The organism is Lutispora sp. (assembly GCF_041687175.1).
In the GTDB taxonomy this organism is placed as follows: Bacteria; Bacillota; Clostridia; order Lutisporales; family Lutisporaceae; genus Lutispora.
In genome coordinates this window covers 1-14,658 of record NZ_JAWLCK010000073.1, presented here as the reverse complement: position 1 = coordinate 14,658, position 14,658 = coordinate 1, and the positions used below count along the sequence as shown (strand labels likewise).

Annotated in this window: 15 protein-coding genes; all 15 read right to left on the bottom strand. The window is 37.5% G+C overall.

Annotated elements, in window-relative coordinates:
• Positions 1-122 precede the first annotated feature (122 nt).
• The 15 genes from ACESM9_RS10590 to ACESM9_RS10520 all read right to left on the bottom strand — a co-directional run bounded on the left by ACESM9_RS10590 (position 123) and on the right by ACESM9_RS10520 (position 14,413).
• The gene (locus ACESM9_RS10590) at positions 123-506 is read right to left on the bottom strand and encodes an iron-sulfur cluster assembly scaffold protein (RefSeq protein ID WP_372998057.1); all 384 of its coding nucleotides are present in this window, start codon (positions 504-506) and stop codon (positions 123-125) included.
• 166 nt (positions 507-672) lie between these two features.
• Positions 673-1,152: a DUF134 domain-containing protein gene (locus ACESM9_RS10585; RefSeq protein ID WP_372998055.1), complete on the bottom strand. Its 480-nt coding sequence runs from the start codon at positions 1,150-1,152 to the stop codon at positions 673-675.
• 225 nt (positions 1,153-1,377) lie between these two features.
• Positions 1,378-1,680 (bottom strand): DUF5320 domain-containing protein, encoded by a 303-nt coding sequence (locus ACESM9_RS10580; RefSeq protein ID WP_372998053.1) that lies wholly within the window; start codon positions 1,678-1,680, stop codon positions 1,378-1,380.
• Positions 1,681-1,704: 24 nt separating this feature from the next.
• Positions 1,705-2,136: a Fur family transcriptional regulator gene (locus ACESM9_RS10575; RefSeq protein ID WP_372998051.1), complete on the bottom strand. Its 432-nt coding sequence runs from the start codon at positions 2,134-2,136 to the stop codon at positions 1,705-1,707.
• 273 nt (positions 2,137-2,409) lie between these two features.
• The gene (locus ACESM9_RS10570) at positions 2,410-2,862 is read right to left on the bottom strand and encodes a manganese catalase family protein (protein WP_372998059.1); all 453 of its coding nucleotides are present in this window, start codon (positions 2,860-2,862) and stop codon (positions 2,410-2,412) included.
• 53 nt (positions 2,863-2,915) lie between these two features.
• Complete coding sequence (locus ACESM9_RS10565; RefSeq protein ID WP_372998049.1) at positions 2,916-4,115, bottom strand: copper amine oxidase N-terminal domain-containing protein; 1,200 nt, start codon at positions 4,113-4,115, stop codon at positions 2,916-2,918.
• A 58-nt stretch (positions 4,116-4,173) separates the two neighbouring features.
• Complete coding sequence (locus tag ACESM9_RS10560) at positions 4,174-4,458, bottom strand: hypothetical protein (RefSeq protein WP_372998046.1); 285 nt, start codon at positions 4,456-4,458, stop codon at positions 4,174-4,176.
• A 12-nt stretch (positions 4,459-4,470) separates the two neighbouring features.
• Complete coding sequence (locus ACESM9_RS10555) at positions 4,471-6,483, bottom strand: protein kinase domain-containing protein (protein WP_372998044.1); 2,013 nt, start codon at positions 6,481-6,483, stop codon at positions 4,471-4,473.
• A gap of 64 nt (positions 6,484-6,547) precedes the next feature.
• A complete protein-coding gene (locus tag ACESM9_RS10550) occupies positions 6,548-7,318 on the bottom strand; it encodes a hypothetical protein (protein ID WP_372998042.1) in 771 nt (256 codons plus the stop codon).
• Between the two features lie 140 nt (positions 7,319-7,458).
• A complete protein-coding gene (locus ACESM9_RS10545) occupies positions 7,459-8,568 on the bottom strand; it encodes a tetratricopeptide repeat protein (RefSeq protein WP_372998040.1) in 1,110 nt (369 codons plus the stop codon).
• 2 nt (positions 8,569-8,570) lie between these two features.
• On the bottom strand, positions 8,571-9,629 hold the full coding sequence (locus ACESM9_RS10540) for a hypothetical protein (RefSeq protein WP_372998038.1): 1,059 nt from the start codon (positions 9,627-9,629) through the stop codon (positions 8,571-8,573).
• A gap of 5 nt (positions 9,630-9,634) precedes the next feature.
• A complete protein-coding gene (locus tag ACESM9_RS10535; RefSeq protein WP_372998036.1) occupies positions 9,635-10,336 on the bottom strand; it encodes a PP2C family protein-serine/threonine phosphatase in 702 nt (233 codons plus the stop codon).
• A gap of 28 nt (positions 10,337-10,364) precedes the next feature.
• Entirely contained in the window at positions 10,365-11,024 is a 660-nt protein-coding gene (locus ACESM9_RS10530) for an FHA domain-containing protein (protein WP_372998034.1), read from the bottom strand.
• Positions 11,025-11,038: 14 nt separating this feature from the next.
• Positions 11,039-13,381, bottom strand: a complete 2,343-nt coding sequence (locus ACESM9_RS10525; protein WP_372998032.1) for an FHA domain-containing protein — start codon at positions 13,379-13,381, stop codon at positions 11,039-11,041.
• Positions 13,382-13,408: 27 nt separating this feature from the next.
• Positions 13,409-14,413 carry an FHA domain-containing protein gene (locus tag ACESM9_RS10520; protein WP_372998030.1) on the bottom strand — a complete coding sequence of 335 codons (1,005 nt, stop codon included), beginning with the start codon at positions 14,411-14,413 and terminating at the stop codon, positions 13,409-13,411.
• Positions 14,414-14,658 lie beyond the last annotated feature (245 nt).

Sequence of the window (14,658 nt, the reverse complement as noted above, 5' to 3'; positions counted from 1 at the left end):
ATAAACCATTTTAAAACCAGTTAAACATAGAATTTTCAACAGAAACGTATTTTGTGGAATTTACTTTTTCAAACTGGAACTTACCTTTTCAATTCACCTCTATACTTACAATAATTGCAATCTCACTTTGACTTCCTTGTATAGTAATCATTGATTGCATTCTTCAGTGCCTGAGCTCCGAGATTTGAGCAATGCATCTTATGCAGCGGAAGTCCTCCAAGACCTTCGGCAATATCCTCATCAGTAAGCTTTGAAGCCTCATCCAAGGTCTTCCCTTTTATAAGCTCCGTCGTCATACTGCTTGTCGCTATTGCAGCCGCACATCCGTATACAAGAAAGCTAATATCATCTATAACATCGTCCTTTACCTTTATGTATAAAGTCAATGCGTCTCCACAACCAGGATCTCCGCATACTCCTACTCCATCAGCATTTTTCATACTCCCCACATTCTTTGGATGCAGGAAGTGTTCCATGAATGTTTTGCTGAATGCCTCATCGCACATAAAACTCACTTCTTTCTATTACGGCTTTCGTATTCTCTCCAGCTTTAATATTCAATCTTCCATTTCCGGCTTATGCCCATTTGGAAATCTATTTAAATTTTAGTTCTTATATGCTTTCATGTCAACCTATTAATATTAGCTTCAACCTCTTCCTCTATGATAATTGTTATATATTATTATCCCCTCCGTGTCTGCGGCAATTACGCCTGCAGAACTTCTTCTTATCATTTCTGGAGCAGGTTATTTTTTCCGATCCGCAATCAGGGCAAATAAACTCACCCTTCAAGACTCTTTCAAAATTCTCATAGCTCTCATTCCACTGTTTGCCGCAGTCAAGGCACATTACAGGACATATATTTCTTGTATAATTGCCCCCTTCGATTCTGATAGCTTTTCCGTTTACAAGACTATCTGCAATTTTCTCTCTTGCAGTAATGAGGATACGCTGGAAGGTCTGCCGTGACACTTCCATTTTGTCGGCACAATCCTCCTGCTCCATGCCTTCAAGATCTTTAAGGCGTATCGCTTCAAGCTCTTCTATACGGAGTATGTTCTCCTGAAGTGTATCAGAATCAATATCTGAAGGTGCAAAGTATTGTATGTTGGGTATGAATTCGACTTTTCTCCATTTTACAGGTCTTGCCATGCTTTTCATTCCCCTTTCTGAGCTGGTATAAAAATCTTGTAATTGTTCCGATGCCTTAGTGCATTGCAGGAGCCAAACCCTATTATTATTTGCATATTTTAATAATGAAGTATTTTTTTATATATAAATACATATTATCATATTTTATCATTATAAGCAGCAGATATATTCAGAAAGGGAAAGGCAGGAGCTGCCTCCCGCCTTATCTGCAGATACCTGAGATCATCATTTATCGGAGCCCTCGTTGATCTCTTTCAAACGTTTGTCAACCTCATGCAACCGGTTTTTCAAAATCTCTGCCTCTCTAGTAAGATATTGCTTTTCATCCACCGGAGGCATAAAGGCGCCGCCATAGACATCCGCCGATGTCTCTGCTATAGGTGTATATGCAAAATAAGCTCTTCGTCTATAGCCTCTGCCTCTACCAAAACCCATTCCATATCCTGCATATACCCCACTGCAAAGTCCTGCTCCCCTGCCTGTTAGTGTACCCATTCCTAATGGACCAGTTCCGTCTCTTCCCGGCATAATCGTCACCTCCTTTCTATACTATCATGGCTCTCTGCATTTGCTGCAATATCCATAAATCTTCATTGGCTTATCAGCCACCTTAAAATCAGCCTCTTCTGCTATAATAGTTTTGAACTCCGAGGCAATATCGTCGCTGATTTCTTGTACCTGGCCGCACTTCAAGCAAATTAAATGATGGTGATTCAACTTATCAAACACATTCAATTCGTACTTTGCAGGTGATTTTTCCATGGTTATTCTTGATATCAAACCAATTTTATTAAATAACTCCATAGTTCGGTAAACAGTTGCTAATCCTATACACTTTTTCCCCTTAGAGGCAACAAGATTATAGATCACCTCTATTTCAAGGTGATGTCCTCTGTTCTCCCATAGAATTTTAACAATCTCTTTTCTTTGAGGTGTTAACTTCAGATTATTCTCTTTAAGTATCTCAAAGACCTGGTCAATCAAAAGCCATCAATCCCTTCATTGCTGAATTCATTATCTGTGTGGTAATAAGAATATCCTTGCTTTTCTTACTTTCAGCTCTATTTGACATCATCTATATATATTATTGGCGTATGCCCATAATTAATTTTAATACTATTTCGGGCATATGTCAATAACTCTTTGCATGCTTCTGGACAATTTTAACATTTTCCCGGCCTTCAGCATGACAACTATTATAAAAGCAAAATAGAGGCAAGTACTGACTTACCTCTATTTATTAAGTTCTTTTCTTTGCTATCTCTTATGCTTAATATGATCCATATGCTCCTGCACCAGTCTCAGAGTCTCACCGAACCTCTGGAAGTGAACCACTTCCCTCTCCCTTAAGAAGCTCAGCGTCTCTATTACTCCTCTGTCATCCGTCATATTGATTAGATTCTCGTATGTCGCTCTGGCTTTTTCTTCTGCTGCCAGGTCTTCATGAAGAGATGTTATAGGGTCTTCAAAGGACTGTATATATGCGGCAGTCCACGGAACTCCCGCTGCATCATGGGGATAAAGTGCCCTGCCGTGCTGTGCATAGTGGGGTCCTATCCCCGCTTCTTTCAGTTCTTCCGGAGAAGCTCTGTCTACTATTTTGTATATAAGAGTACCGACAATTTCCCAGTGAGCCAGTTCTTCGGTTCCAATGTCCGTCAATACTGCCTTTGCTATGTTGTCTAAATGTATATATGCATATTTTCGCAGTCAACTTAATGCTTTCATCAATTATTATTTTTAGGGTTAATACCAAGACTCTTTCACCATTGCATATTTAGCTCCTCATACATAGGTACATCACCGGGTATTTCATTATGAATCATTATTTCCTTTGATTTACTATTATAATCCACTTGCCAACCTAACGATTCTACTATAAATCTTACAGGTATATAGGCTTTGTTATTTATCAAAGTAGCCGGTACATCCAAAATATATTCTTCATTATCAACAAAAACACTTTTACTACCCACTGTTAATTCAATCAACGTACCCTCTTTTATCAGTGTAATCCTCTGGGAAGCAGCATCCCATATGATTTTCGCACCCATTGTTTCGCCAATTGCTCTCAAGGGTGCCAAAGTTTTCCCATTTATATTAACAGGCTTGTCTATAAAATCATAAGGTATCTCGTCAACCTTTATAGATATAACTGATGGAATTTTTTTAAACTCATCCAACAAGTACTGAAAATCCTTCTCTCCCTCCGGATTACCAATTACAGGGCAACCTGCCATAAAAGAGAAAAGTGTTTGCTTTAACTTGAAGCTTTTAATAAAGTCTTCATACATCTCTTTTGACGCAACTTTACCGCTTATTTCGTAATAAGTCTCTTTTTCTCTTGATGTCTCTGAGTCGTTTTGAGAATCATATTCAATTGTTGTATGTTCAGAAGCATTGCAGATATCTGACAATGTCTTGCCGTTAAACTTGTAGAAAACTTCTTCGTGTGAATACATATACATATTTTGATTACTGTTACTTATTTTTAAATAATCTATACCATCTTTAGTATATATTTCGTACCAACAATTATTGTTGACACTTGTGTCATCGATTACTTTCCTATAGTGATTATAATATTCCTCTGAATAAATACTAACACTTGCTGCTGTTTTAATTTCAAATTCAACACCATCTTCGGGGTATGTGCTATTATAGAAGGCACTAATGAACGCAGGACTATTTCCTTTTTCATAGTTAAGCAAACCAGCAGTATAACTTATAGCAAGGTCTTCACTATCCTCAGCACTTCCTTTTATTGGTCCGCATTCCTTCGCGTATAGCCTCAATAACCCAAGATAGTCCCTTCCTTGCTCTATCATACTATATATCTCCCGCATTTCAGTATCGCTTCTTGTATATGACATTGGCGAAGCAGAAGTAGTCAACAATGAAAATAATGCACAAACTATTGTTGTGATTAGTATAATTATAGATCGACTTATATTCTTATTCATTATAAAAACCCCCTTATATTATATAGATATAACCTTCACTTGACATTTCTAACACCTTTTATTTTGTTTTAATCAACTGTGTATCAGGAAGCACTTTCCCTGTATAGTCAGAAAGTACTTCTGTGTTTTTCAATTCAGAATCAGAATTCAGCTTTATTGAATCAATTCTAGTAGTAGCCTTTTTCTCTTTTTTATCAGTTTGTATCATTTCCTTCTCTGCTACTTTCATACTTATAGCTTTTGGGGTTTTCCTTGTTGAAATTACTAAAAATACAGCCACTATAAAAGATGTAACTAACCCAACTATACCTCCCCAAAACATCAGAAACCCATTAGTAACCATAAGCCCCCTCCTCTACTTAATCCAGTTCTTGTCTCTCAACTCATCCATAAGCCCCTCAAGCACCTGCATCTCAGTATCATCAACACCTCTTGCCCTAGCATCCTTATAAAACTTCTGTGCAAGCTCATAGTTCTGTTTTGTTCTGGTATAATCTCTCGAAGCATTATCTTTCCTGCTTTCCATATCTGCATATAAGAAGGCCAGCTGCATGTATGCCTTGTAATCATCAGGGAAGCTCTCTTTCATATCAATAAGGGCTTCCTCGCTTTTACTCAATTCATCCATTTGCTGATAAAGAATTGCAATATTCCTTATAATATACGAGCGTTTATATCCAAGTGACAGCAGCTTCTCAAAGCATTCTACTCCACGCTTCAGATATTCTTCTCTTTTGTCGCCTTCAAGAAGCATACCCTTTCGTGTATATGCATCCCCAAGCAGTTCAATAACTGTAAGGTTGTCCTTTTCCTTAAGCTCATTCTGTGAGCGTTCCAAAACCTGTATCTGAGAGTCAACATCTCCAACCGATTTATACGCATCTGCCAAGGAGAGAAATGCCCTGCGTTTTACATCCTCATCCTTTGTTAATTCAATAGCTTTTGTGAAAGAATCTGCTGCTACTTTGTATATATTGCTTTTTAAAGCAATTTCGCCACTTACATATGCTATGGAGTCATCAATCAAGCCTCTTGCAATTGCCTCTTCCAGAGCTTGTTGGGCATCTGGTATTAAACCGCCTTTTGCCAAACTCGCTGACAGATCCCTATAATAGATAGGGTTGGATGGCGTCTTTAATAATGCGTTCTTCATATATAATGCCGCTTTTTCATATTCCTCTTTTTCATAATAACAGGTACCGATTATATAATCCAAATCTGCCATTGTGCTGTTAAAACCATCATACGAAAGGTCTGATTTTATTACCAGTAGTTTTCCATTTAGGTAGTTTATACAACCATCGTAGTCTCTTTGATTGAAAAAGACCAGCGCCTCCTCCTTATATGCTTCGGGCCTGTCAGGAAGCTTTTCTGCTGCCTTGGCAAAGGCTTCTGCCGCCTCCTTATAACTTGCGGAGTCACGGTATTCCATACCCTCTGCTACGATCCTTTCGTATTCCTCAACCTTCTCTACTCCCAACTGCTTCCAGCCCTGTATCGTAATCGTGCTAAATACCATCACAGCGATTATGAAAGCTCCTATTGTAACATCCTTTTTAAGCACTTTCCGCTTATATTCCGTATCAAACTTATTAATGTTTTGTATATCCTTTAGGAGCTTGTCCACTGATTGGTATCTTTGAGCCGGATCCTGTCTTGTACATTTGGTGATTATAAATTCAATTCCCCGAGAAAGCTTCGGATTTATTTCTCTTACTGGCTTAATCTCATAAGGCGGTTCATTAGGACTTTTACCCGTGAGCATGTGGTACAAAGTGACTCCCAGGCTGTAAATGTCTGTACGGGCATCGGTCTGGGAAGTTCCATACTGCTCCGGAGCAGCATAGCCTCTGGTGCCTATATAGGTGGTATCTGCTGTTGATGCCTGCTTGTATTCCCGGGCAATACCAAAGTCTATTATTTTCACTTCACCCGCGGGAGTAATAATTAGGTTTGAGGGCTTCATATCCCTATATATTATAGGGTTGGGTTTCATTGAATGCAGGTACTTGAGAGCATCGCATATCTGATTTGCCCATTCAATCACCTGCTTCTCCGTAAAGCTCTTGTGTTTTTCCAGCTCCTTATCCAAGGGTATACCCTCTATATAATCCATAATTATGTATATGTAGTTTTCATCTTCGATGATATCAAATATCCTTGGAAGCAACGGATGCGCAAGCTTTTTAAGCATGTTGGGCTCAGCAAGAAGATCTACCCGGTCCCCGAGCTTTTTGTTTACCTCCTTGATTGCCCATAGATTCCCAAGCTTAATGTTCTGGGCAAGATATACCGTACCCATACCACCGCTGCCAAGGGTTTTAAGGATTTCATATTTTGAATCGAAAATTTGGCCTTTGTTTAGCATGATTGACCACCTGCTTCCAAACTTAATTAATTAAGCAACAAATGTAAAACGTTTGGGCTAACTTTCAGACAGCTAACTTCTTCCAGAAATTAATCAGCTTTCGCTTGTCAGTGGGCTTAATATATTTAATAACATGTTGCTTATTTCTATAATCAAAGCTATCATTAATTAGCTTAGAACCTGTATTGGTAATAATTTCTATTCCTTGTATATTTGTAACTTGATAAATTGAAGTAACTACACAATCAAATTTAACTTCAAAGTATTCTTCACTAAAAGGCTTTTCAAAATTCGGAGGTTCATCCCCTGAGTAATCGCTATCGAAGTATATAAATATATCTGATTCTTTACCCTTAGGAACTATTTCATGAAAATTGTAGTATCCATTCTTATAGCTATGTTCTTCAATTTTACCCCCATACGTCTTAATTACCAAATTATTGATTTCAATATTTGCAATAGGCTTTTCTGAAATATTCTTAATTTTAAGCCACATAATACATGAGTGTACTTTTTCCACTTTTCTCCCATTTGCATAAGTATCAAAATAGTAGTAATTATAGCCATCTGGTAAGGTTTCACTTGATGAGAACCATTTATCACAATTATCCGAATCTACTTCGATACCTTCTTCTGCTATATCAATTTCAATGAAAGCTGCTTCTCGTTGTTCTTCTAATTTTTGAAGACGACCGTTTTGAGAAATTGCCACTATACTCACAATAACCGTTCCGACATACCCCAACATTGCACCTGCATATTGGAACCAATCGCTTAGATTGAGTCTTTCATTTATTAAAAGTAAATCAGATATTCCAAAAGTTAGACTTGACAACAGTGGGAATAATATTAGTGTTGAAACTATTAATTTAAGTCGTATATTTGAACTATGCATTTTGACCACCTATCTTCCACATTAAAGATTATGAGTATGAAAATGTAATGAAACGGCTATTGTCACATACCTGACCTTAGCTAATCTTTCGGTACGCTTTTCTCACTAATTTGAGGATTAAACAATTCAATAGGGGAAACAATTTCTATAGGCTCGCTCCCATAATTTGTTACTATTGCCTTCTGACCTGTTGTTATATTTTGATTATTATTAATATAGGGATGTGGATTAAAATTTCCATCTGTCCCATAGACTTGGCAGTGGAAATCTTTCCCTCTACTTTCTTCAAAACGAAGTATCTCTTCTGAGCTATTTGTGAATTCAATACTTTCATTAGGTTGTACGATAACATGTTTCAATGCACTTCCTTCAACAAATTTAAGATTTAATACTGTCATATCACCCAAAAGCTCTAAATAATCTTTTTCTGTATTTGTTAATACTGCACGTTCCCCTTTATCTAAAACTAATACGCTGTTGTACTCTGGCCATTTTACCCCAAACTCAAGGACTTTTCCATCACTTTTATAACTAATATACTCAGGGCTTCCACTTATTTCTAGATAAATGTGCGAATCTGAATTATTAGTAATTTCTATGCTTTTTCCTGACGCTACTACTATTCTATTTTCTAAAGTACTATCATTGCTTGTTATACTTGGTTCATTCGACTCTGTTGTCATAGTTGGTATGCTTGCTAAGTCAACAGTCTGTACTCCTTCATAGGTGCCACTTTCAAGTGAGGCCTTAGGTGGCTGCGGTTTTAAATTGTCAAGCAGTTTCTTGATACTCTCATCTTTCGTATTCTCATATCCCTGCTCAAGTATCCTTATTGCTTCATCGTTCTTCCCTTCCAGAATATATACATTTGCCAATTCTATGTACGGTTCAGGCCTTGCAGGGTCTATACCAATTGCATCCTTCAGCACCTCTTCTGCCTTTTCCAGCTTATCTGTTGCCACATATGCCTTAGCAAGGCCGACTCTTGCATCTATATTTTTCTCATCTATTTTTATTGCTTTTTCGAAAGCCAGAATAGCTTCTTCATACTTACCTTCCGCCAGGTACTTTTCCCCCAGCTTCAATTGTTTGGAGAGGTCTCCTCCAGATAGTGATACTGCCAGAATACTAGCGCAAATTATAAGAATTAGTACAACAACAATACCAATTATTATTTTGTTTTTAGACATATTTACTCCCCCTCGTTATCAAATAGTTTCAATAATACATTAAGCTTTGAATCCTCATCCTGCTTTTCCAACTGTTTTTTAACTCCATCCATTAGGGTTTTCTTGATTGAATCAGGCAAGGCCGTCATTTTATCTTGCTGCCCCTTACCATCTCCATTAATAGCCTTGCCGGCTTTCTTTATAAGTGAATCAACTTTTTCCTTTTGCAATATTCCATTCAGCTTATCCAGCTTGATGTTGTTCTTTGCGTAGTCTGCAAGGTTCCTCACTATTTCTTCCTTTAGTGAAACACTAAGTTCACTTATTTGGGAAAGGGCTACTTCTCTTATCAAACTTTCTGCAATTCCTTTAATATCATCAACTGGCACTTTGGAAACCAGTGCTTCCAGCTCCTCCGGTATGATTACACCCAGAACGTTTACCAAATCTTTTAATGTGTTGATTGAAAGAGCAGCTTTTATGCTTATCCTTTTTTCATCCACTTCTACACTCTTTAGTATTATTTGATCCGGATATTTGTTATTAAGCACTATACTTCGTTTTTCCAAGTCTATAAAATACAAGCCCTTTTCAACTTCTTTAAGATTTTTCAATACTGCTTCCGGTGATATATCAAATCTTCCGATTTTTATACTTTCAACAAAAAGGCTTACTCTATTATTCTCAATAGACGGCGCTATTCTTAATATGTATTGTGCTGGAATAAGCTTATACAGATAGCTATCAATGCTTATCCTGATTTTGTCTCCAACAATCTCTGCCTTATATCCTCTGATCTTCAGCGGGTTCTCATTTTTTTCATACTCCTTGACAAGCAGTGCTGTGAGCTCATCAAGGTCACTTTCATCAATTTCTATCTCAACTTCTCTGTCCTTTTTATCAACTACCCTTTTAAAGGCTTTGTCAATCTTAATACTCTTCATTTCTTCAAGAGTTTTATATGTCTGCGGTTCTTGCTTTTCAAGCTTATCATCACCACCAAGCAGAGCAATGAAAATTAAAACTCCTGCAAGCAATAGTGCTAATAAAGAGATAGTAAGGAGTACCCCTTTTCCTCTCATAATACTCACGTCCTCTGTTCATTCATTGCATGTATAGCAATTATACTTAAATTATCTTCAGACCCATATGACAGAGCTAATTGCACAATGTTCCTGCATAACTGCTCAGCTGCCTCATTTGACATTATTCCGCACTTATGAAATAGTTTCCTCAGCTCATCTTCAGCAACAAAGTTGTATATGCCATCAGAACAGATGATATAAATATCCCCTTCTCTAACCTCACCCTGTACAGTATATGGATCAATATTACTGTCCGGGCCTATCGCCATAGTAAGCACATTTTTCCTCTCCCTAAGTGAATGCACCTTTGATATGGTATCGATTGTACCATCTCTTACCATAAAAATCTTTGTGTCACCCACATTTCCAAGGATAAACCTCTCTTCAGCAAATACGAGTACTGATATTGTCGTCCCCATACTGAAATGATTCTTCTTTGAAGATTCAAACATATACTCATTTATCTGCTTCATCTTAATCTTTAAAAGCTCCTGAAGATATAAGGAATCTGTTACATCACATTCCTCAAGCTCTTTTTTTAGTGCGTTCACTACAATTGAGGCGGCCTGCCTGCCATAATCCAATCCGCCTATCCCGTCTCCCACTGCGAAAGCTTTAAGTATATGAGTATCAAGTACCAAGGTACTGTCCTGGTTTTCTTCTCTAACTCCTTTATCCGTATATGCTCCATATATCAGCTTCATATAAACCCTTCCTTCAAGTACTGTAATTCTATACTATAATAAAGTCGATCTCAGTCTTTGCAAGCTTCAGCCTGCAGCTACCTTTCAGCTCTATGGTTCCTTCGACTTTTTCATCCTCAATATATGTACCGTTCTTGCTATTGTTATCCACCAGATAGAATTTATCACTTCTTGTAAATAACATTGCATGATGTTTTCCAAGAAAGTTGTCCCCGTTAATTACCAGGTCGCAAATCTCAGGATCCCTTCCTATATTCACTAGGTCTGAACACATTTCATACTCTGTCTTTTGGCCATTCTCCTCATATTTTAGTATTGCTTTTGGAGCTACTTTGATTTTTTCAACTAATATTTCTGTTTTATCTACAACAGGCTTCCCTGCTTTTTTAACTGTTCTCAGGATTTCTGTCTTTTCAACCTGTGAAAGCTTAGGCACCTCTTGAATTTCCAACGGACCTGCATCCTCAGCAGCCGACGCATACTCGTCTTTAGTGGTACTTATACCAAGAGGGACTGTCTTTTCATATTCATTTCTATCCTCAAGACTATTTGTATCCGGTGCACTATCTAATTCATTACAGGCATCCTTATCTGAATTTTCTCGTCTGCTCTTCAGGATTCCGAATGAAATAATGGCAAGCAGCAAAAGTGCACCAATAATTGAAGCAATTAGTAAAATATTATCCATTGAATATATCCCCCTTATGATTTTTTCAGTGATTTTTTAAGTGCTATGATTCCTAAGGCCAGGCAAACCACGGTGAAAAGAAACATTACTCCCTCGTTTTCCATGAGATTTTGCAGGCTTCGGCTAAACATTTCCTCAATTTGCCTTTCCGGCAGTATAAATCTTGGATTTTCAACAGTTATCCTTAACGGAAGACTGTTAATGTCAAACAATATGCCATAAGCTGCCATTGACCATCTGCTGATGGCAAAATATGAAATTATCTTTGTGACACCTTCCAGTTTGAATAGTACACCCGAAAACAGAATTTGGGGAATCAGTAGAAGAGGAGCCAGCCCCATAGCCCTGTCGCTATTGGTTACCATGGCTGAAACCAGCAGACCCATAGAGGTTGCGGCCATAGCAGTAAGAAATGTGAAAAAGGTTACTTCAAGTAACATATTCCCTGTGAAACAAACATCCGGGAAGGTTATGAACAGGAATACTATACCTGTAAGCATAATGCTCTGTATAAGGCATAATGTTCCAAGTACAACCACTTTCGACATTATATACGGGAAGAGTCTCAAGTTTACCGATACTTCTCTTTTTAAGACCACTCTCTCCTTGCATACCTCCTGTATGGAGTTCAGAACACCAATCCAGACTGCAGAGCATGCAAGGGTGAACAAGACCTGCTTTGAGGACTCATAGATTTCAAAGGAATCCTTGGCTGATACCATACCAATAAGCATTCCGATAAAAGGAGCCTGTAGCAGCAGCATGAAAAATCTTTGCTTGTCAGCCCATGTTATTTTTGCATATCTTCGTACCATTATAGTAAATTGCTTTATTATACTTGCTTTTCTTGTCCTTTTTGCTTCGCTTGTCTCTACTTTTTTGTTCTCCAGGGATTTATGATACATGTAATAATTTGATAACATGAATTTTTTCTGCCATTCAGCAGGCTCAGAATTTATCATATTGAATATGTCGGCAAAATCCCTTACGCCAAAGAATTCCAGAGCTCCCTCAGGTGTTCCAAAATAACAAAGCTTACCGCCTCTTCCCATAAAAGCAATTTTGTCACATAATCCGAGGTTTGCCATGGCATGAGTCACTAGTATAATGGTCTTGCCGGTATTTGAAAGGTTCTTCAGCAAATACATGATGTTTCTTTCCATACCCGGGTCAAGTCCTGATGTAGGCTCATCAAGAAAAAACAGCTTGGGATCAGCCAAAAGCTCAACTGCAATACTAACCCTTTTCTTTTGGCCTCCGCTAAGGTTTTTTATGATCAGGTTTTCCCTGCCTTCAAGCTCAACACTTTTAATGACCTTCCTTACCTGCTCTTTTCTTTCTTCAGCAGTAGTATCCTCAGGCATTCTGAGCATCGCAGCATACTGGAGCATTTGTTCCACTGTTAGAGTATCGTATACTATATCCTGCTGTGGTACATAGCCCAGAACACTTTTATACGCTTCATAATTTGAATAAAAATCATCACCATTTACGAGGACTTGTCCGCCTGTTGCTTTTCTGAATCCGTTCAAGCAATCCATCAGGGTGGATTTTCCTGCTCCGCTGCCTCCGATAAGTGCAACAAGATCTCCTGGTTTCACGCTTATACTAACGCCATCAACAAGGACTTTTGTTCCTTTTTTAGATATAAATCCACCTTTTTCCTTTACTTCTTTTGTAACCTTTAAAGCATCTATGCCCAGACCTTTGGAAAATATGCTGTAGGAAAGCCTGTCCCCTTTAAAAATAATTTTTGTGTCTCCTATCAATATTACATCGTTGGCTTTCAAGCTTACCTTGTTATTTACAGGTTTCCCGTTAACATAGGTCCCATTTGTACTGTTCAGATCCTCTAGTACACAAGCACTATTTCTATAAGTTATTCTTGCATGGTTCTTTGAAACGCTGCTGTGAGTTAGGCAGATGCTGCTTGTTGCATCCCTGCCGATAGTCATAACATCATTATCCTTTAAAGGGTACTCCACCCACTTTTCTTCATCATACCTGCTAAGGATTGAATATATTAGCTGCACTCCTTCGTTGTGCGGATTACTAGTATCATCAACCCTTATTGAGTCTCCGTTCTCCAGCTCTGCGAACTGCTTTGCCGAGCCATTTACAATTATACCGTTTGTACTGTTCAAGTCTTTAACAAAGTATTTTCCATCCTTCTTTTCGAACACACCATGCTTTGCAGATACAATAGGAGAGACAATAATTATGTCATTTTCCCTTGACCTTCCAAATGTAATATGTTCCTTATCAAACTCCTCCAGCCCTACAGTGCTTACAAGCTCATTTTTAACGTATACCGCCAGTACATGTTTGTTTTTATCTGTGATTATTTCCTCAACCATAAGATATTTCACCCCCATAATTACTATTTATAAAACTACTTTTAATTCAATATCCGCAATTAAAATTCTATCCCCGTCTTTCAGTTCATACTCTTTGCCTTTTTTTCTATCTTGTTCTGAAATTATCTGGCCATTTATACTTGTTCCGTTCATACTTCCCAAATCAGTTATATAAAGCTTATCCGCTCGCCATAATAACTGGGCATGCTGCTTGGACACTACCGGCATATCTTTGTCCAATTCTTGCTCTAGCAGATTTATTTCTGTATTATATCTGCCGATTGTTGTACTTGAGTTTGATGATATCTGATATTTTATCCCAATGTTAGCCCCAATCATAACCTGCAGATAAGGAGGTATACCCTCATCAGAGACTTCCGGTGATTTGTAAAGCGGACTGGTTTCTATCAGTTCCTCTGCTTCACTTCCATTAATAATGAAGTCAAGTTCTATAAAGAAATGAATAAATAATATGAACAGTTTTTTTAGCAGATACCTTGCAAGAAGCTTTACCTCATTACCACTTGGATATTCCTGTACCGGATATTTGTATTCAATATCCCAAAATCTTTGATATATTTCCCTTTTGAAGCCCTGCTCCTCCAGCTCTGCTTTGTGCTTAATGTATGCATTTTCAAATATTTCCTGCATTCTGTTTGAGCTTGATTTATATCTTGCATTGATCTTAACCGAATCATCCAATACCTTCATCTCACAATAAAATTTCTTATTCGAGAATTCAAACAGTATTGAAGAGCTTTCCTCTACCTGTTCCATTTTTATTGCAAACCTGGATGAGAAATTCTTAAATTCTGAAATAGAAAAATATAAGTCATAAATTGTATTTAGAAGCTCTGATTTTCTTTCAGAAATATCATCATTTTCAACTTCATCCGGATTAATACCATTGTTGACATAATCAACAAGCAGCTTTGATATTACTTCCGACCTGGTCAGCCCTGACTTTACACAGTACCGGTCAAGTGAGTCCATAAGTTTTTCGTTAAGGCTTATTGAATACACTCTTTTCATTTAATTGTGACCTCCTTTCCTTAGTCTGTATATAAAACAACACCTGTATGTGAAATTTGCATTACGTACTATATTAATTAGAATAATGCAATTTATATAATATGTCAATATATCCCTTAGAATATTCTTCAATTTTCGCTAAATTTATCAACTTTAATAAAAAGAAGGAGTCCAGTTAGGACAACCTTCTTTAATTTCTTCTTCTATAATATGCATTTTCTTATTCTTAAGTCCTTCAACTATCT